This is a genomic window from Limisphaera sp. VF-2, assembly GCF_049537125.1.
Taxonomy (GTDB): domain Bacteria; phylum Verrucomicrobiota; class Verrucomicrobiia; order Limisphaerales; family Limisphaeraceae; genus Limisphaera.
In genome coordinates this window covers 1,678,459-1,698,401 of sequence record NZ_JBMVQY010000001.1, presented here as the reverse complement: position 1 = coordinate 1,698,401, position 19,943 = coordinate 1,678,459, and the positions used below count along the sequence as shown (strand labels likewise).

Annotated in this window: 11 protein-coding genes and 1 pseudogene; 11 read left to right on the top strand and 1 reads right to left on the bottom strand. The window is 64.9% G+C overall.

Annotation, left to right across the window (positions count from 1 at the left end):
* The first annotated feature begins 38 nt into the window (after positions 1–38).
* The 11 genes and pseudogenes from ACPDIT_RS06075 to ACPDIT_RS06025 all read left to right on the top strand — a co-directional run bounded on the left by ACPDIT_RS06075 (position 39) and on the right by ACPDIT_RS06025 (position 18,944).
* Entirely contained in the window at positions 39–2,783 is a 2,745-nt protein-coding gene (locus ACPDIT_RS06075) for a hypothetical protein (RefSeq protein ID WP_423442283.1), read from the top strand.
* 726 nt (positions 2,784–3,509) lie between these two features.
* Entirely contained in the window at positions 3,510–7,316 is a 3,807-nt protein-coding gene (smc, locus tag ACPDIT_RS06070) for a chromosome segregation protein SMC (protein ID WP_423442282.1), read from the top strand.
* 221 nt (positions 7,317–7,537) lie between these two features.
* Complete coding sequence (locus ACPDIT_RS06065; RefSeq protein ID WP_423442281.1) at positions 7,538–8,560, top strand: FeoA domain-containing protein; 1,023 nt, start codon at positions 7,538–7,540, stop codon at positions 8,558–8,560.
* The gene (locus ACPDIT_RS06060; protein ID WP_423442280.1) at positions 8,557–9,405 is read left to right on the top strand and encodes a FeoB small GTPase domain-containing protein; all 849 of its coding nucleotides are present in this window, start codon (positions 8,557–8,559) and stop codon (positions 9,403–9,405) included. The genes ACPDIT_RS06065 and ACPDIT_RS06060 overlap by 4 nt, the downstream gene beginning before the upstream one ends.
* Before the next feature lie 17 nt (positions 9,406–9,422).
* Positions 9,423–10,865: a nucleoside recognition domain-containing protein gene (locus tag ACPDIT_RS06055; RefSeq protein WP_423442279.1), complete on the top strand. Its 1,443-nt coding sequence runs from the start codon at positions 9,423–9,425 to the stop codon at positions 10,863–10,865.
* Positions 10,866–11,508: 643 nt separating this feature from the next.
* Positions 11,509–11,616, top strand: a pseudogene (locus ACPDIT_RS06050) (hypothetical protein); the annotation flags it as partial.
* 435 nt (positions 11,617–12,051) lie between these two features.
* Complete coding sequence (locus ACPDIT_RS06045) at positions 12,052–13,365, top strand: OmpP1/FadL family transporter (RefSeq protein ID WP_423442571.1); 1,314 nt, start codon at positions 12,052–12,054, stop codon at positions 13,363–13,365.
* 58 nt (positions 13,366–13,423) lie between these two features.
* Positions 13,424–14,845, top strand: a complete 1,422-nt coding sequence (locus ACPDIT_RS06040; RefSeq protein WP_423442278.1) for a class I SAM-dependent methyltransferase — start codon at positions 13,424–13,426, stop codon at positions 14,843–14,845.
* Positions 14,842–16,236 (top strand): sensor histidine kinase, encoded by a 1,395-nt coding sequence (locus ACPDIT_RS06035; RefSeq protein ID WP_423442277.1) that lies wholly within the window; start codon positions 14,842–14,844, stop codon positions 16,234–16,236. Before ACPDIT_RS06040 ends, ACPDIT_RS06035 begins: the two co-directional genes overlap by 4 nt.
* Complete coding sequence (locus ACPDIT_RS06030; protein WP_423442276.1) at positions 16,233–17,528, top strand: response regulator; 1,296 nt, start codon at positions 16,233–16,235, stop codon at positions 17,526–17,528. Before ACPDIT_RS06035 ends, ACPDIT_RS06030 begins: the two co-directional genes overlap by 4 nt.
* A 204-nt stretch (positions 17,529–17,732) precedes the next feature.
* Positions 17,733–18,944 (top strand): GspE/PulE family protein, encoded by a 1,212-nt coding sequence (locus ACPDIT_RS06025; protein WP_423442275.1) that lies wholly within the window; start codon positions 17,733–17,735, stop codon positions 18,942–18,944.
* Here the strand turns inward: ACPDIT_RS06025 and ACPDIT_RS06020 are convergent.
* Positions 18,913–19,905, bottom strand: a complete 993-nt coding sequence (locus ACPDIT_RS06020; protein WP_423442274.1) for a bile acid:sodium symporter family protein — start codon at positions 19,903–19,905, stop codon at positions 18,913–18,915. The two genes, ACPDIT_RS06025 and ACPDIT_RS06020, sit on opposite strands and share 32 nt — an antisense overlap.
* Positions 19,906–19,943: the final 38 nt, after the last annotated feature.

Genomic DNA, 19,943 nt, shown 5'->3' with positions numbered 1-19,943 from the left:
TGGCCCCTTCGGGATGCGCCCGGTATGGTGCTCGACCGATGATGAACCCGGGCACAGGTAACTCGCCCGCCTGGATCCGCCGCTCGGGGTGCGTGGTGCTCCTGGGCTTGGTGCTGGGCGGGCTGTTTTGGAAGGGATTCCTTCCCGGGCGGGTCGTATTCTCCAACGACGGCCCCCTCGGAGGCATGGTCGCCGCTCAGAATCAGGCCGCCACCACCGTGACGGGGCTGTGGCAGGATCTGAACTGGTTCGGCGGCCCGGCCCCTGCTCCGGCCCCGAGTGTCTCCCTGCTGGTGCGGTTGCTCACCGACCCGGTGGTCTTCTCCAAGCTTTACGCACCGTTTTCATTGCTGTTTGTGGGTTGGGCGGCCTGGGTGTGGGCGCGGCAGATGCGATGGTCGCCCTGGGTGGCGATCCTGCTGGCACTGGCCACCGGCCTGAACGGCGACTTTTTTGCCACGGCATGTTGGGGCGTTTGCGCCCAACCCATCGCCTTCGGCTGCAATTTCCTTGCCCTGGCGGCCCTGGCCGATCCGCGAGCCCCCCGTCCGTGGGTGCGGACGGCCCTGGCCGGGTTCGCCGTGGGAATGGGGGTGGTGGAGGCCTACGACATCGGGGCCCTGTTCAGCCTGGTGATCGCGGCGTTCGTCCTCTTCCAGGCCTGGACCGGCGAGGGCCCTGCCGCCGTCCGCCTGGGCCGCGGAGTGGCGCGGCTGGGCCTGGTGGCCGGTTGTGCCGCGTTTCTGGCCGCATCGACTTTGAGCACGCTGGTGGCCACCCAGGTGCGTGGCGTGGCTCAGCTGGAACAGGAGGGTTGGTCGCGGGAGGCGCGTTGGGCCTGGGCCACACAGTGGAGCCTGCCGAAGGTGGAGATCATGAGCGTGGTGGTGCCGGGATTGTTCGGGTACCGCATGGACACCCCGGGCGGAGGCGACTACTGGGGCAGAGGCGGAAGTGATCCGGCCTGGGATGCCTATCTGGCCGGAGACCGACAGGGCCCGCCGCCCATGGGCTTTTTCCGATACGGGATGGGCAGTGGCTACGCCGGCCAGTTGGTGCTCGTGTTGGTGGGCTGGACGCTGGTGCAGGTCTTCCGGGGGCAACGCTCGGGGTTCCGCCCCGACGAACGCCGCGCGATCGGGTTTTGGATGGCCGTGGCGGTCGTGGCCACGCTCCTGATGTTCGGACGCTTCGCGCCGTTTTATCAGTTCTTTTTCGCCCTCCCGTACGCCTCGGCGATTCGGAATCCGGCGAAGTTCATGCACATCCTGGAATGGGCTCTGCTGATTCTGTGCGGCTACGGGCTGCAGGGGCTGTGGCGCGCTTACTTGGCCGGCGACCAAACGTCCGCAGGACGGGAACGGTCGGGGGCGGTGAAGGGCGCAGAACGGGGCACGTTTGAGCGGGGCTGGCTCGCCGGGAGTGTGTGCGTCTTGGGATTGGCGGTGATCGCCTGGTTGCTCTATGCGGGGGCGCGACCCCGATTGGAGCGGTACCTGACCGAAATGCACCTGTTGGAGGCCCGGGCGCAGGGCGCGGGCGAGGACGTGGCAGCTGCGGCGGCGCGTGCGGAGGCGCAAGCGGCGTTCAGTGTGGGGCAGGTGGGACGGACAGTGTTGTTTCTGGGGCTGGCATTGGGTTGGACGGCGCTGGCGGTGAGCGGACGATGGCCCCGGCCCGGGTGGCGCTGGGCGGGTTGGGCCGGGTGCGGTCTGCTGGTTCTGGACCTGGGGCTGGCCAACCGCCCCTGGGTGGTGACCTACAACTGGCGAGAGAGGTACGTGGAGGCGAGCGACAATCCGGTGATCGCGTTCCTGCGGGAGCGGCCGTGGGAACACCGGGTGGCACTGGCGGAGCCGTTCTTGCCGCCGCGGTACGCATTGCTGGCGCAACTGTATCGCGTGGAGTGGATGCAACATCTCTTCCCGTTCAACAACATCCAGTCACCGGACATCGTGCAGATGCCCCGCGTGCCTGTGGAGATGGAGGCATTCGAGGGGGCGCTCGCCCGACGCCCCAAGGGCCCCGAGGACATGACCAACTGGGTCCAGCGGGTTCTCCGCCGATGGGAACTGACCAGCACGCGCTATTTGTTGGGCGCGGCCGGGATGGCCGAGGCGTTGAACAACCAAGTAGACCCTGAGCGGCGCAGATTTCGCGAGCTCATGCGGTTCGAAGTGCGGCCCAAGGGACCGGAAGGGCCGTGGTTGATTCATACGAACGCGGCAGGGCCCTTTGCCCTCATGGAGTTTTTGGGTGCGCTGCCCAAGGCGGGCCTGCACCAGCATTGGCAGGTGGTGACCAACGATTCCGAGGCGCTGGCCCTGTTGCCGGATCCAGGTTTCGATCCGCATCGAACAGTCCTGGTCTCCCAGCCACTGCCCGCCCCGGCTGGAGGGGACGATTCCGCGGGCGGCTCGGCCGGCTCGGTTGAGTTCGCTCATTACGAGCCAAAGCGCGTGGTATTGCGCGCACAAGTGCAGCGATCCTGTGTACTGCGCCTCAACGACAAGTTCGATCCCAACTGGCATGTAAGAGTGGACAGCCGCCCCTCCACCGTGCTGCGATGCAATTATCTGGTGCGCGGGGTCTTCCTTGAGCCGGGCGAGCATGTGGTGGAGTTCTGGTACCAGCCTCCGTTGGGGCCGCTCTATGTGAGTTTGGCCGGGGTGCTGGTGGCCCTCGGGTTGTTGGGTTGGGTGTGGCGTGGACCTGAGGGAAACGCGGCTCCATCGCAGGCCCCTCGTGCGCAGCCCAATCGGTCTCCCGGAGGAGCCGGATAGCCCGCCAAACCGCAAGCGCTCGCCGGAGGTGGCGGCCTTGCCCGCGGCTTTGACCTCAGAAATACATGCGCCGGCGACACCGGGGCCACGGGCTTCAAAGCTGAGAAGCGGCTCTCCAACCCGAAAATGCGGCTCAATCCTCGTTTCAGCCCGACCGTCGCCTCCCGTTTGCCATGCCAGGGAGGCGAATCCAAAAGTTTCTCCAATCAGCCTCCCACGGAAGGAGCGCCAAAACCAACTCAGAGCCCTGCCGCAGCTTGGGCTACCGCGCGGAACTTTTGCCCGGGTCACGCAGCTCCGCCGCGGCGGACTCGAAAGGCGGATTCAAGCTCACCACGCCCCGGATTGAGCCGGCGATGCTGCACGGAGCCGCTTGGGTTGTGGCGATAAAACCGGTCAGGGTGTCCCCGCTCATGGAAGTCCGGCGCTCCCCGGCGAGTCATGCGTGGGCTCCGCACTGCAACAGGGTCAGGCAGGGCTCTTACGAAGCAACCGCAGTCTCAAGCGGACCCGGGGCTTCCGCCAAAAAGGACTGGAAATGTCCCTTGCCCGAGTGTATAAAGGCCGCTGTCTTGACAAAACAGCGTGGTTTTTGACGGTTGAGGGCACAATTGTTCAGATCGGTTCCTCTCCTCAACAGCTTGTGCTCCGACAACAACCGAACCCCAGCCTGTTGTAGATTTGCGCTTTACGGGCGGGGTGGGGTCTGGTTCGCTGAAGCGGCGCATGTACCTGAAGAATCTGACGTTGTTGGGGTTCAAGTCGTTCCCCGACAAAACCACGTTGAGCTTTCAGCCGGGCGTGACCGCCATCGTGGGACCCAACGGCTGCGGCAAATCGAACGTGGCCGACGCGATTCGCTGGGTCCTTGGCGAACAGTCCGCGCGGGCCTTGCGCGGCAGCGAGATGGCCGATGTCATTTTCAACGGCACCGACACGCGCAAGCCGCTCGGCATGGCGGAGGTCTCCCTGACCTTGGGCGGCGTGGACGCCTCGCAACTTCGGGCCGCCGGCCTGGAGGTGGATTACCATGAGCTGACGGTGACCCGGCGGGTGTACCGCGACGGGGGCAGCGAATACTTTCTGAACCGCGTTCCGTGCCGGCTGCGGGACATCCAGCAACTGTTCGCGGGCACCGGCATGGGGCGGGTCAGCTACAGCATCATGGCCCAGGGCAACATCACCCAGGTGCTCTCCAGCCGGCCGGAGGATCGTCGGATGGTATTCGAAGAGGCTGCGGGCATCACCCGGTTCAAGGCCCAGAAAAAGGAGGCGCTGCGCAAACTCGAAGCCACGGAGCAGAATCTTCTTCGCGTCTCGGACCTGATTCGCGAGGTCAAGCGTCAAATCGGGTCGCTGCAACGGCAGGCCGGCAAGGCCCGCAGGTACAAGGCCCTGCAGGCCGAACTGCAGCATCTGGAAACGCAGTTGGCGCGGCATCACTACGACGTGTTGCAGAGCGAACTGAGGGAGCGGGAAGCGGCCCTGGCGACGGTCACGGAGGCCATCGCCGCAGCGGAAACCGCCGTGTCCGCGGCGGAAGCCGAGGTGGCCCGGCGCCGGGAAGAATTGACCGCGCTGGTCCACGAGTTGGGGCGCCTGCAACAGCTGGCCACGGAGCTGAAGGCCGAGGTGGAACGCCAGGAAAGCCAGATCGCGTTCAACCAGGAGCGCATTCGGGAACTGACGCGTCGGGACGAACAAGCGTTCACCGAAATCGCGCAAATCGAAGAGCGGCGCCGCGTGGCCGAGGAGGAACTGCTGGCGGTCCGGCAACGCCTGGCAGAGGCCGAAGCGGCGGTGCAACAGCACCAGCAAACCCATCAGGCCCGCGTGGAAGCCCTCCGACAGTTGGAGTCGGCGTTACGTCAGGGGCAGGAAGAACTCCGACAGGCCCAATCGGCCGCGCTGGCCCAGGCCCAGGAACTGGCCCGGGTGCGGAACGCCCTCAATCAACTGGAACTCCAGCAGCAGGGGTATGCGGCCCGTCTCGAAAAACTGGCGGCCGAAAAGGTCCAGTTGGAAGCCGAACGCGAACGCCTGCTGGCCCGTCTGCAGGAGTTCGAAAGCCGGGTGGCCTCTGACAAGCAGGACGCCGAGACGCGCCGCCGCCTGGTGGCCGAACGGCAACAGCGGCTGCGCGAATTGCAACAGGAAGTCGCGCAGGCCACCAGCGCGCTCGATCAGCTTTTGCAGTCCCAGGCGGCCACTCGTTCCCGCCTGCGGGTCCTGGAACAACTGGAGGAAAGCCGTGAAGGGTACGATCCCGGCGCGCTGGCCGCGTTGCGCCAGTCCGAGGCCGTGTTGGGATCGTTGGCGGATCGGATTCGCGTGCCCGCGCCGTACGTGGTGGCGATCGAACAGGCGTTGGGCCATCACTTGCAGCTGGTGCTGACCGAGCAGCCGGAAGCGGCCCAGGCCATTCTGGAACAATTGGCGCAAACCCGGGCCGGGCGCGCCAGCGTGGCGGCCCTGGCCATCCAACCGGCCGAGGATCGGCAGCTCACCTTTCCGGGCGACCTGGCCCCCGGAGATGCCGATTCCGGTTCATCCGGGAATCCCGCCGCCAGCGCGCCGCCGGCCGGCATGATCCGGGCCCTGGATGTGGTCGAGGCCGATCCCGAGGTTCAGCGGCTGGTGCGGGCGTTGCTGGGGCGGACGTTCATCGTGCCCGACCTGGCCACGGCCACCGCGCAGTTGTGCAACGGCCATGGCGGCTGCGATTTCGTCACCCTGCGGGGCGAACTGCTCAGTCGACACGGCATCTACACGGGGGGCTACCTCAACGGCCAGGGAAACGGACAGGGCCCCGCCTCCATTCTGGGCCGGAAAAACCAAATCGCCGAACTGCGCGCCGAACTGGGACGCCTGGAGGAGGCCGTGGCAGAGGCCGGCCGGCGTCGCGGCGCCCTGCTCAGTGAACAGACCGCCCTGCAGGCGGGCCTGCAACAGGTCCAGAGCGAGCTGCGGCAGCAGGAAGTGGCCATTGCCAGCCGGGAAGGCGAACTGCGCGCGCTGCAACAGGCGCGCCAGACCCTGCTGCAAAAGCTCGAGACCGTCGCCTACGAAATCGAGTCGTTCGAGCGCCAGATCGAGGAGGCCAAACAGCGACGGACGGAACTGGCCGCAACCCTGACCGCGTTGGAACAGCGCGACCAGGAACTTCAGCAACAGGTCCGGACCCTCCAGGCGAATTTGGAAGACCTCCGGCATCAACGGGACCAGGCCCAAGCGGCCCTGAGCGACGCCCGCGTGGCGTTGGCGTCCGAGGAGCAACGGGCGGCGGCCGCCCGACAGCAACTGACCGCATTGCAGCAGCGTTTGCGCGAGCTGGACCAACAAGCCGCGCGTTGCCGCCAGGAGATTGCCGACAGCGTGGCCCGCAAGACACAGGCCGAACAGGAAATCGAAACCGCCCACGCCGCGCTGGGACGCCTGCGCACCGACCGCGACCGACTCAACGAACAACTGGCCGCGCGACACCAGCAGCGGGCCGAACAGGAAGCGGCCATTCAACAGGCCGAAGAGGCGTTGCGCCAACAACGCCATCGACTGACCGAGCTTCAGGAACAACGAAACCGCCTGGAACTCGAGCGCGCCCAACGGCAGCTCCAAATCGAAAACCTCTGCCAACGCATCCAGGAAAAGTATCAAATCCGTCTGCAGGACGTTCGCAGCGAATGCATCACCATCACCTACGCCGACGAGGGACCGGCCCGCGTCCAGGTGTTGACCCCGGAAGAAATGGCCCGGGCCGGCCTGGCGACCGACTGGGATGCAGTCGCTCGACAGGTGGAAGCGCTCCAAAAGCGCCTGGACGAAATGGGCGTGGTCAATCTGGTGGCCATCGAAGAGTACGAGGAGGCCGAGCAACGCCACCAGTTTCTCAGTCAGCAGTATGAGGACCTGGTGCGTGCCAAGGCCCAGCTGCTGGAGGTCATTCAGCGGATCAACACCGAAACCCGGCAGATGTTCCTGGAAACCTTCGAGCAGATTCGCCGCAACTTCGCCGAGTTGTTTGTAGAGGTCTTCGGAGGCGGCAGCGCGGATCTCCGCCTCGTGGACGAGAACGACGTTCTGGAAAGCGGCATCGAGATTCTGGCGCGGCCGCCGGGCAAAAAACTGCAAACCATCAGCCTGCTCTCCGGCGGCGAACAAACGATGACCGCGGTGGCGCTGCTCTTCGCCATCTACCAGGTCAAACCCAGTCCGTTCTGTGTCCTGGACGAATTGGATGCCCCGCTGGACGAGGCCAACATCGGCCGCTTCCTCCGCATTCTTCAGCGGTTTTTGGGGCACTCCCAGTTCATCATCATCACCCACAACAAACGCACCATCAGCATGGCCGACGTGCTGTACGGCGTGACGATGGAGGAGCGCGGGGTGAGCAAGATCGTCAGCGTACGGTTCCGGCGGGATGAGGGCACGCACACGGCCACGCAGTCCCCGGAGGCCCAGACCGGACCCGAGCCCGCCAACGCGGCCGCTCCGAATGATCCGGCCCTTGCCTCCACCGAGCCACCTGCGGGATAAGCCTCTGTTTCTGCGGTGGCGGGGGCCCTCACGGACGACCGGCCCGGGTCCCATCCGCCGCTTCCCGATTCTCCCCCGGCCGGGGGCTGAGGCTCCGCCGCGGTTTGACTTCTCGGCCCGTCCGGTGTAACGAACCTACCAAGTGGCAAAGGGCGTAAGCGGGGAGAAACCCCGCTGCGCCCGGTGGCCCCGGAGCATTTCCCAATCCGCTCGGAACGCCGATGAACTGGGTCGCCTGGGTGTTCTTGTGCGCCGTGTTGGTGGCGGCGGTCCTGTGGCCCCGAATCGGGGCATGGGCGCGCTGGCGCAGGGCCCGGTCCCTGGCCGCGCGGGCGCGCCGGGAAGACGCCTTGAAACATCTCTTGAAGACCGAGGCCAACGGCCGGGAGGCCACCCTGGAAAGTGTGAGCGGGGCGCTCCAACTGTCCCCCCGGAAGACCGCAGGGTTGTTGGCCGAGCTGGAGTCCGGGGGCCTGATCTCCTTCGAAGGAGGCCGCATGCAACTGAGCCCGGAAGGCCGCGAACTGGCCACGCACGTGGTGCGCGCCCACCGGCTGTGGGAAAGTTATCTGGCCGACCAGACCGGCCTGACCGAAGAACAATGGCATCAACAGGCCGAGCGCCAGGAGCACCTGCTTTCCCGACAACAAACCGAGGCCCTGGCCGCCCGGCTGGGCCATCCGCGCACCGATCCCCACGGCGATGCCATCCCCGAACCCGGCGGGCAACTTCCTGCGGAACGCGGGGCTTCCCTCAACAGCCTGCCCGTCGCTGCCCCGGCCGTGATCACCCACGTCGAAGACGAACCGCAAACCCTGTACGCGCAGTTGGCCCGCGAGGGGTTGCGGCCCGGGGTCAAGGTCTGCGTGTTGCAGCGCACCCCCCAGGAGGTCCGTCTGTGGGGCCACGGCCGGGAGCATTCGCTGTCACCGTTGCAGGCCCAAAGCATCACGGTCGAACCCTTGAGCGGTCAAACGCTGCAAGATCTGCAGCGCGAAGCATTTCTGCATCAACTGGCGCCGGGGCAGACCGCTCGCGTCCTCGAGCTTTCTCCCGCCTGCCGCGGGATGGAGCGACGACGACTTTTGGACCTCGGCTTTGTCCCCGGCACCGTGGTGTCCGTGGAAATGACCAGTCCGTTGGGGGATCCTCGGGCCTACCGGGTGCGCGGCACCGTGGTGGCGCTGCGGCAGGATCAGGCCCGCTGGATCCGGGTCGAGCCGTTGGAGGCGGCGGCCGCATGAACTCCACGCCGCAATCGCCTTCGGCCGCCGCCCTGCCCGCCAGCGAGGCATGCGCCAGCTGTGCCGTCTTCCGGGCAGCCCGACTTCGCAAACTGGGCGTCCGCATCGGCCACGCCGATTTTGTCGTCGCCCTGGCCGGCAATCCCAACACCGGCAAGAGCACCGTCTTCAACGCCCTGACCGGTCTGCGCCAGCACACCGGCAACTGGCCCGGCAAAACCGTCACCCGTGCCGAGGGCGCCTTCGAATACAACGGCCACCGGTACAAACTCGTGGACCTGCCGGGCACGTACTCGTTGCTGTCCACCAGCCCGGATGAACAGGTCGCACGCGATTTCCTGTTGTTCGCACAGCCGGACGTGACGGTCATCGTGGCCGACGCCACCCGGCTCGAACGCAACCTGAACCTGGTCCTGCAGGTGTTGGAGATTACCGACCGCGCCGTCCTTTGCGTGAACCTCATGGACGAAGCGGAACGACACGGGTTGCAGGTCGATACCCGCCAACTGGCCCGGGACCTGGGCGTGCCCGTGGTGGGCACGGCAGCCCGACGCGGCCAGGGCCTGGCCGAGCTGCTGCAGGCCATCGAAGACGTGGCCACCGGACGCGTCCGGTGTCGCCCGCATCGCCTGCCCGAGCCCCCGCCCGCGCTGCGCGAGGCCATCCGGGTGCTGGTGGAAAAGCTCGAACGCGCCTATCCCGGCCTGCCCAACGCCCGCTGGGTGGCCATGCGGCTCCTGGCGGGGGACGAAAGCATCCTCAACGCCATCCGCACCGGGGAACTGGCCGAGCTGGTCCGGTCCCGCACCGTTCGGGAGACAGCCGCCCAACCCGCCACCCCCTGACCCCGCCGCGGGAACCCATGAACGAGACCTCTGCCCCAACCCTTGCCCCCGAAGTGGCGGACCTGCTGCGGACCGCCCAGCAGTACCGACAACGATTGCAAGGTGACCTCCACGAACAGGTGGTGGAGGCCATCTACACCGAAGCCGAACGGATCGTGAGCCGCGCCGTCTCCTCGCCCGCGGCCCCGGCCCGCCCCACCTTCGACCGTACCCTCGACCGCATCGTCACCAGTCGGCTTTGGGGTTTCCCCATCATGTTCGCCCTGTTCGCGGTGATGTTCTGGATCACCATCAGCGGCGCCAACGTGCCTTCGGGGCTTCTGGCAGAGTTGCTGGTCGAGCGCGGACACCCGTGGCTGCGCGAGCTGACCCTGGCCTGGGGCTGGCCGGACTGGCTCCGGGGTCTGACCATCGACGGCGTGTACCTGGCCACCGCGTGGGTGGTGAGCGTGATGCTGCCGCCCATGGCCATTTTCTTCCCCATGTTCACCCTGCTGGAAGATTTCGGTTACCTCCCGCGCGTGGCCTTCAACCTGGACGCGCTGTTCCGCAAGGCTGGCGCGCACGGCAAGCAGGCCATGAGCCTGATGATGGGGTTTGGCTGCAACGCCGCCGGGGTGGTTTCCACGCGCATCATTGACAGCCCCCGGGAACGGCTCCTGGCCATTCTCACCAACAACTTTTCCCTGTGCAACGGCCGGTGGCCGACCCAGTTCTTGATGGCCACGCTGTTCGTGGGCGCCCTGGTGCCCGCTCCCTGGTCCAGCCTGGCCGCCGCAGCCGCCGTCACCGGCGTGGCCGCCCTCGGCGTTGCTCTCACGTTTCTCGTCTCTTGGGCACTCACCCGGACCGTGCTCAAAGGCCAGCCCTCCGCCTTTAGCCTGGAACTTCCGCCCTACCGACCTCCCCGACTCTGGCAAACGCTCTACACGTCGCTGCTGGATCGGACGCTGTTCGTGCTCTGGCGGGCCGTGGTTTTTGCGGTTCCGGCCGGCGCCCTGATCTGGTTGAGTGCCAACGTACATGTGGGCGGAGACAGCATCGCCGCCCACCTCGTGCGCACCCTGGATCCCGTGGCCCTGTGGCTGGGGTTGAACGGGGTGATCCTTCTCGCCTATGTGCTGGCCATTCCCGCCAATGAGATCGTCATTCCCACCGTCCTCATGCTGACGGTCCTGGTCACGGGCACCCCCGAGGCCGGGGCCGGAGCCGGCGTCATGTTTGAAATCGAGGACGACAATGTTCTCAAACAATTGTTGCTCCAGGGCGGCTGGACCGCGTTGACCGGGATCAACCTCATGCTGTTCAGCCTGCTCCACAATCCCTGCAGCACCACGCTGTACACGATCTACAAGGAAACCGGCAGCCTCCGCTGGACGATGTGGGCGGCTCTGTTGCCCCTCGGGCTCGGGATCGTGGTGTGCTTCTTTGTCGCCCGGCTGTGGCAGTTATTCGTCTAGCCGACGGCTGAGAACGTGGGGGCCGAACCCACCCCTCGATGTGCCGAGCGGACCCGCATGTGTTTTGTCGGCAGAACGGCTTTTTCCCCAACTCGCTGGCAGACTTTGCAGCGGCCATTCCACCGACGAGCCACAGGCGAGGTCCCGCAAAACCCGAAGGCCTTTTTTTCGGAGAACCCTTCTGGCTCCACCGCCCGCTTGCGGGTCGCCAGATGGCCGGTGAAACCGCAAGCGCCGCCGCGCTGCGTCCTCGCTGCTGAAACGCAGCGGAGATGCGGGGTAGCCGTGACCGGGGAACCATCACCCGGGATGGGTCCTGCCGGCAGGGTCAGGAGACGGCAGAGTGGGCATCGATCGCCAGCGCCCGCGGGTCTTGGAGTACACCTCCCCAAGGGACTTCCAAAAAGGTGGCGAGAGATCCATGCAGAGGAAGGTCAGCCTTGTGCGGGGCCGGCGAGGCCTTGTGCACGCTGCGTAACGGCCGTGTTACCGCCCGTTCCGGGCCTTAGGAACGCTGCCCCCCGCCGGCTTTTGGGCTTCAGGCAAGGGGTGGGAAAGCCGATGAGGAGATCTCCGCAGGGCGAAAAAACGGCCTTTTTCCGATTGCCAGACGGGCAGGGCGCGTTAGTTTGGAGATGCGGCGATGCAGATCGAAGCGGGTCAAACCGTCCTGTTGACGGGTGCTTCAGGCGGACTGGGCAGTGTGATGGCGCGGGCGCTGGCCCAACGCGGCGTGCGACTGGCCCTGGTGGCCCATCCCGGTGCACAGCTCGAACCCCTGGCCGCCGAACTGCGCCAGCAAGGGGCACAGCAACGACACTCCCTTCGTCTCGCGACGGAGATCCTGGAACGTCGCCATAAAGTTAAAAACACGAGCCGCTTCTTAGCAGACATTGGACCGTACGCAGATGCCGGCTGCGCGGACCAGAATCCCAACCACCTGCATGTCTTCGAGACAAACCGTATCAAGCCCGGTTTCATCCAGTTAAGCGCGTTAGCTGCGCTACAAGGCCATCAGTCGGGGGCGCCTTCTCCCTTCCCGGGGTATAAAAACGCGGTTAGCACCCTCGCTGACATCGGGTTTTCTCGTCCTACTTTCGCTGCCGCCCACGCAAGGGGGAACATTGCCCGCACCGGCTCAATCGCCCGGAAAGACCGTAGAGCGGTCATTCTCCAAAGGATACGCATGAATCCAACGATAATCATTCCGCGGAGTGTCGCGAAGCGCTTTGTGCGCTCCGCGTGTCTGATCACGGTCGGCGTTCTTGCTGGTCTAGATTCGACAAGCAACACACACGCGGGTGGCTTCCGAATAGCGACTCACGACGGATTCGCGTCGGCCCGCGGCGAGGCCTTTGCGGCCACGGCCAACAATCCCGCCGCCATCTACTACAACCCGGCCGGCATCACGCAACTCCCCGGTCACCAGGTCCGCGCCGGCGTTTATGCCCTCAACCTCCAAACCACCTACCGTGCGCCGGGCAGTGGCGGTGAATTCGACAACGAGAAAGACCTCCACGCCGTGCCGCATTTCTTCTACACCTACGGACCGGAGGCTTCTGCCCTGAGTTTCGGCCTGGGTCTGTACGCGCCTTTCGGGCTCAGTTCCGAGTGGTCCGACCTGACCGGATTCCGCACCGTGGCCACCCGCGGCCAGGTGAAATACTTCACCATCAATCCCGTAGCGGCCTGGTGCGTCACGCCCCGGCTTTCGCTGGCCGCCGGGGTCACCTTCAATTACGCGGAACTGGACCTGCGACAGGGCCTCGTCTGGCCGGCCCAGCCGTTGGACCAGTTCCGTTTCAAAGGGGACGGCTGGGACGTCGGCTACAACCTGGGCCTGCTGTGGCAGGTCCACGACAAAGTGACGATCGGGATCAGTTTCCGCAGTCCCACCACGGTGGAACTGGACGGGCACACGGCCGCGTACAATCGGGAGCCCTTCCCGCCGGGGGGGCCTGTCGTGCCGGCCTTCCCCGAGCAGCGCTGGGCCGCGGAGGCCGACTGGCCGTTTCCCTTGAACGCGGTCTTTGGGATTTCCTGGCGTCCGACGCCCGACTGGAATCTCGAGTTCAACGCTGATTTCACGGGCTGGAACCGGTTGCGGACGGTCACCCTTCGCCAGGCCGGCGGCCTTCCCGGCTTGTTGCCCCCCGCGATTCCACTGACGCTCAACTGGGAGGGAAGTTGGTATTATGAATGGGGCGTGACGCGTTACGTTGGGGAACGCTGGCACATCAGCGCCGGTTACATCTTCAACGAGGGGTCGGTCCCGGATGCCACCTATTCTCCCCTGGTGGCCGATCTGGACCGCCATTTCTTCAGTGTGGGAACCGGGTATCGCGGTCCGCGGTGGAACTGGGATGTGGCATACCAGTTTGGCTACGGCCCCGAGCACACGGTGCGCGGCAGCCGGCCCTCGGCCACGGGCCAGTCCGCCGACGGCCGCTACAAGTACCTCAGCCATGCGGTGATTGTGTCGGCAGGATGGGCGTTTTGACATAGGCTGCTCTGTATGACCGACCGGCGTTGGTGGGAGCGTTGAGAGATCAGTTACCATGCCGACTCCGACCCTAACCCAAGAAGGCGTCTGGTTTCGGACTGCCAGCGGAGGGTGTTTCTGGGGAGCCCTCCGTCGTCTCGGGCGCTTCAGTGTGGTGTTTGACGTTTTCTCGGAGTCCTGCGAGGTGCGGATCTCCGAGATGCTGCAAAACGTAACGATCACCATCCGAGGGAGGGAAGTGTACAAGGGGCGAGCCGTGGTGCGTGCGCTGCTCCAAGGCGGACCCACTTGGACCTGCGAAGCCGAGCTCAGCGAGTCTGAATGGCAAGATCATGTTTATGAGAGCCCTGCCATCCTGAATGGAGCTCTGGAAGAGGCATTCAGCGAGTTCATGGAACACTGGGCGGAGGCGTACCAAATCGTCCCCGCCTACAAATCTGTGATCGCGGACATGCATACCTTCTTCTCTGGTCTCCGCATTTGGTTGGATCAGGTCGAGCTTGTGCAGAAGATGTACGCCGATCATTCGCCTCACGGACATGTCGCCCCGGTTGCGCGTGCAGTCGCCGGCCGCGTCATCCCGTGCATCAATGAGCTCTTTGCGCGATTTGAAAAGTGCTGCGCGGAAATCCCGGAAGAACTTCTGCCTGCGCACCGGAGTTACATGCGCCGGCAGCTCCACCCTTTGACACTGTGCGCACCCTTTGCTCATCGAACGTTTCACAAGCCCCTGGGGTATGCCGGCGACTACGAGATGGTAAACATGATCATCCGGAACGGATGGGAAGGGCCTTCCCTGTACGCCCAAGTCGTCAACAAGTGGTTTCTCGAGCAACCACCAGCCGAGGCTCATCGGAACCGAATTGCCTACCTGACCGAGTGTCTCATCCAGGAAGCCGTGCGTGTCGTCAACCGCCGGCGGCGGCTGCGGGTTCTGAACCTCGCCTGCGGTCCGGCGCACGAGATTCAGCGCTTCCTGGTTTCGAGTCCCCTCAGTAATGAGGCCGAAATCACTCTCCTCGACTTCGATCGCGAGACCATTGAACACGCGGCGCACGCATTGCAAGGGTTGGCCCAGCGATACCATCGTGCCACTGAGTTCAGGTTCCTCCAAGAGTCCGTGTTCCAACTGCTGAAGGAACGGGAGGAGGCCCGCAGGGGCCAGGCCGTAGAGACCTACGATGTGGTGTACTGTGCCGGCCTCTTCGATTACTTGACGGATGCGGTTTGCCGGAGATTGCTGGCGTATATGCTCCGCCATTTGGAGCCCGGCGGACTGCTGATCGCCACCAATGTGCATCCTTCCAACCCCCTGCGCAACGGGATGGAACATCTGCTCGACTGGCATCTGGTCCACCGCAGTGCCGGGGACATGGAGAGCCTCGCTGCGGAGCTGCGAGAGTACGCCGACATCCGCGTGTTGGCGGACCCCACGGGAGTCAACGTTTTCCTCCAAGCGCGCAAACCCGAGGAATGAAGAACACGCCTCCCCTTCAGCGTGATCCGGCATTTCGTGCGGCCTTTCAAGCCCACGAACTCGAGAACCGGGTGAGCACGGGCAAGGTAGCCGCACTGTTGGTGGCGGTCCTCATGCCTTTCGGAGCCACGCTGGACTGGGCAGTCTATCCGGAGCGGTTGGCCTTCTTCGGTTGGATACGGTTGGGAAGCTCGGTCCTCGCCTGCGGGATTTGGTACTTGTTAACCCGGCCCTGGGGGATCAGGCACCACAGAGGCCTGGGGTTCGCCACCGCATGGTTACCGGCGATCTGCATCTGCTGGATGATTTACGACCGGGAGGGGCCGGCCTCCCCCTATTACGCCGGGTTGAACCTTATCCTGCTGGCCATAAGCCTCGTGGTGCGTTGGAACGCGGTCGAATCCGCCATCGCAGTTGGTGGTGTGATTCTCTTCTACCTGGCAACTTGCATGCTTCATGGGCCATGGGACAGGCTCGACGGCCGTTTTGCTGCGAACTGTATTTTCATGGTGGAGACGGGAATCATCGTGGTAGTGGGAAACCACTTTTTTAACCGGCTCCGCCAGAGAGACTTTGCGACCCGATACGAACTGGCGCAACGGAAGCAGGAGCTCGAAGCTGCGCTCACCAGGCTGCGCGAGGCGGAAGCACAGCTGGTGCAGCAGGAAAAGATGGCATCGCTGGGCGTCTTGAGTGCCGGGATCATCCATGAGATCAACAATCCCCTGAACTTTGCCACCACCAACCTGTTTGCGCTGCGCAAGAAGGTCGCCGCCCTGCCGGCTGCCGAACAAGCCGAAATCGACGAAATCCTCGACGACATCGAAGACGGTCTGGTCCGCGTGAAAAACATCGTTTCCGACCTGCGCCTGTTCACCCATCCGGACAGCGGCGATCTGGAGTCGGTGGATCTGGGAGAAGCCGTCCAGGCCGCACTCCGCTACCTGAGCGGAGAGACGCCGGATTCCGTCCAACTGGAAGTGCGGGTGCCACCGGGCCTGGCGGTACGCGCCAACCGCAACAAACTGGTGCATGTGTTGATCAACCTGGTGGAGAATTCGCTGGACGCACTGCGCCGGAAGTCGTTTCAAGGCGAAACCCCGCGGATTCGCATCACCGCCGGAACGGAGAAGGATCGCGTCCGGTTGGAGGTTTGGGACAACGGACCGGGCATTGCCCCGGAGCATCAGGCCCGGGTGTTCGACCCGTTCTTTACCACCAAGGACGTGGGCGAGGGCATGGGGTTGGGACTGAGCATCTGTTATCGACTGATGCAGGAGTGCCAGGGCAGCATTCGCGTGCAGAGCGAACCCGGCCGGTACTGCCAGTTCACCCTTGAATTCCCGACCCCCTCCTCCCAGCCTGACCTGCAGCCAGGCACACACGCATGACGCCGACGTACGACTACCGCCGCTTCGCCATCCTCTACGTGGACGACGAGGAGAAGTCCCTGAAGAGCTTTGCACGTGCCTTCTCCGACACGTTTCGCATCCTGACGGCTTCCAGTGCAACGGAGGGGCACCGGCTGCTCCTGGCCCACCGGGAGGAGATCGGGCTGCTCATGACCGATCAGCGGATGCCGGGCGAGAAGGGGGTGTGGCTGCTGGAACAGGCGCGGCAGATTGACCCGCGGATCATCCGGGTGCTGGTGACCGCCTACAGCGACTACAAGGAGGCCATCGAGGCCATCAACGCCGGAGCCATTTACAAATACATCAGCAAACCGTGGGATCTGCAGAAGCTGGAGCAGACGCTGAAACATGCGCTGGAGCTGTTCATGATCCAGCGCGAACGCGACGAGTTGCTGCGGCAGAAGATGGCCACGCTGCGGCAGATGCTGATGGCCGATCGCATTCTGAGTCTGGGTCTGCTGGCCGCCGGTCTGAGCCATCACATCCGCAACGCCCTGGTGGCCGTCAAAACCTTTCTGGACCTGGCCCCCGTCAAGCTGGCCGAAGAGGTCAATCTCCAGGCGTTGCGCGACCCCGAGTTCTGGCAGGTGTACCATCGCAAGGTGCAGGAGCAGATCGAACGGATCAACAACCTGCTGTTGGAGCTCTGGAAGGCCTCGGAACAACCGGCCGCACCCTTCACGGATCGGGTGCGTCTGCACGAGGTGATCCAGGAGGCCTGCCTGCGCATGCAGACGGAAGTGACGGCCCGGGGAATCCGCGTGGAACAGGACGTTCCGGCGAATCTACCCGAGCTCCAGGTGGACGCGCCGCGGTTCCGGAGGTTGTTCGAGCTCCTGTTGAAGGACGAACTGGTGACGCTCCCGCCCGGGTCCTGCGTGCGATTCAAAGCGCGGCCCGTGGAACCCTCTGACCCGGCACGGCCGGAAGTGGAGATTCAGGTCACCGACACGGGCCCGGGTCTCCCGGAGGAATGGCTCCGGCTGGTGTTCGACCCGTTTGTGTCGCGGACAGACAGCCCGGCGGAATTCGGGATCAATCTGATGGCCTGTTACTTCATCGTGCACCATCACGGGGGCACCATCCATGCCAGCAGTCAACCCGGGCAGGGGACCACGTTCGTCATCCGGTTGCCGGTGCAACCCGCCGCCCCGGCGCAAGCGCTCTCGGATACCGACTTTTTGCGGAAAGCGGTATTGAACGATGAACTGTGGCACCGGCTGGCAGGCGGCCTCCTGCCCCCGGAAACCGGGGCCCGACCGCCCGCTTGAACCCCTCGACCGGCGGGCCCGTCGAGCGGCTCGCCACCATCGACCAAGGGGTCGGGACTCCGCCGGCCGACCCCTTCAGAGTGCGGGCGCGCGCCTACAAATCCGGGTCGAGGTGAGCCACCCGGGCCCCTTGCCATGCACCACGCACCCGCAGTAGGCTAACGGCCGACTGCCCGGCTGGACATGTCCATCCACCACAGGGCCATGAGCTTCACCTCGCACTACTTGGAATCGGCGCGGGACGGGATTGAGATCAGCGTCCTGGTCAATTGCCTGTTACAAGATGCCATCCGACTGGGGGCCAGCGATCTGCACATCGAGCCGTGGGAGGAATCCCTGGCCGTGCGAGCCCGCGTGAACGGAGTGCTTACCGAATTGGTGCATCTGCCGCTCAACCTGTTGGAGAAGATCTCCGCCCGATTCAAAGTCATGGCCAACCTGGTAACCTACCAGGCGGGTCTGCCGCAGGATGGCAAGATCGTCTGCGGACCCGAGCTGGATCATGTGCAGCTGCGGGTCTCCATCTTCCCCACCACGCGCGGCGAGAAAATCGTGTTGCGGATCTTCGACCCCCACGACCGGCGCTTCGACCTGGACGATCTGGGGTTCGACCCCGACACCTTGCAGGGCCTCAAACGGTTGCTGCGCCGGACCAGCGGACTGCTTTTGTTTACGGGCCCGACCGGTTCGGGCAAGACCACCGCCATGTACTCGGCCCTCTGCCACATCGTGCAGCGGGACGGCAGCGCCGTGAGCATCAGTACCGTGGAAGATCCGGTGGAGTTCAATCTGCCGCGCGTCAGTCAAACCCAAATCAATCCGGCGCAGGATTTCACCTACGCCGTGGCGCTGCGCAGTATTTTGCGTCAGGACCCCCAGGTGATCATGGTGGGGGAAATCCGCGATGCCGAGACCGCTGCCATCGCGGTGCAAGCGGGGCTGACCGGCCACCTGGTCATCAGCACCATCCACGCCGGAGTTTCCGCCGGCGCGTTCACGCGCCTCATCAACATGGAGATCGAGCCGTTCCTGCTGGCCTCGAGTGTGCTGGGGGTGATGGGGCTGCGGCTGGTCCGCCGCGTCTGTCCCCAGTGCGCGCACCCGTACGAACCGGAGCCCAGCTTGTTGAAGGTGGTGCCGGAGGACTGGATCCCGCGCGCCCGGTTTCGACGCGGCGTCGGCTGCGAGCATTGCGCGCACACCGGCTACGCAGGTCGGATGCCCGTTTGTGAGCTGCTGGTGGTCAACGAGCCCTTTCGGGAGGCGGTCCTGAAACGCATGCCCACGAGTGCCCTGGAGGAGATCGCCATTCAGAACGGCATGCGTACCCTGTGGCAAAACGCGCTGCACGCAGCCTTGCGCGGCGAAACCACGCTGGAAGAAATCATTCGGATTCTGGCCGCTTCGATGCTCTGAGAGCCTCCGGGTGGGGCCGGGCCGTCTGCGCCGACGCGAAAGCTCGCCACCGCCAATAGCCCGCCAACAGGCTGCCGATCACCGAGTGCATGGTGGCCGACAGTGCGCACGGCAGGGCCGCGGCAGGAAGGGTTGCGAAATGTTCGCGGGCCAGCGCAGCGCCGAGGCCCGAGTTCTGCATGCCCACTTCGATCGACACGGTGCGGGCATCGCGCACGCCCAGCCGCCAGAGTCGGGCAAACCCGTAGCCCAGTGCAAAACCTCCCGCATGCAGCAGCGCCACGGCTGCCAGCAGTCGGAGCCCCGAACCCAGCAGCACCTCGGCGCTGCCGCCGATGATGCTGGCGCAGATCAACGTGATGACCGCCACGGAGACCAACGGCGCCGCCGGCAACACCGCCTGCACCAGTCGGGGTGCCCCATGATGCAGCGCAAGCCCGGCAAGCAAGGGCATCAGGACAATGACCAATGTGCTGCGAAACAGCCCCCAGGCATCCACCGGGACGTAATGGCCCGCCAGCCAGGCGGTCAGGACCGGGGTCATGCCCACCGCGGCAAACGTCGAGCACATGGTCATGACCACGGACAAGGGCACATTGGCGCCCGCCAGGAACGTTACCACGTTGGAAGCCGTGCCGCCCGGACAGCAACTCACCAGGATCAGTCCGACCGCCAGGGGGGTCTCCAACTGCAGGGCTCGCGCCAGTGTCCAGCCCAACAGGGGCATGATCAGGTACTGGCCCGCAAATCCCACCGCCACCGCCCAGGGCATGCGCAGAACTCCGCGAAAATCCTCCACCCGCAGCGTCAGGCCCATGCCCAGCATGATGATGCCCAGTCCCCACGGGATCCATGGACCGCTGAACCATGTGAACCACGCAGGTCGCACGAGGGCAACAGCCCCTGCGAGCAGGACCCAGACAGGGAAAAGATTCGTCAGGAGCGAAACCCAGCGCCGCATTGAAATCGTGGCCAGAGGACTACACGGCGCCGGGCCGG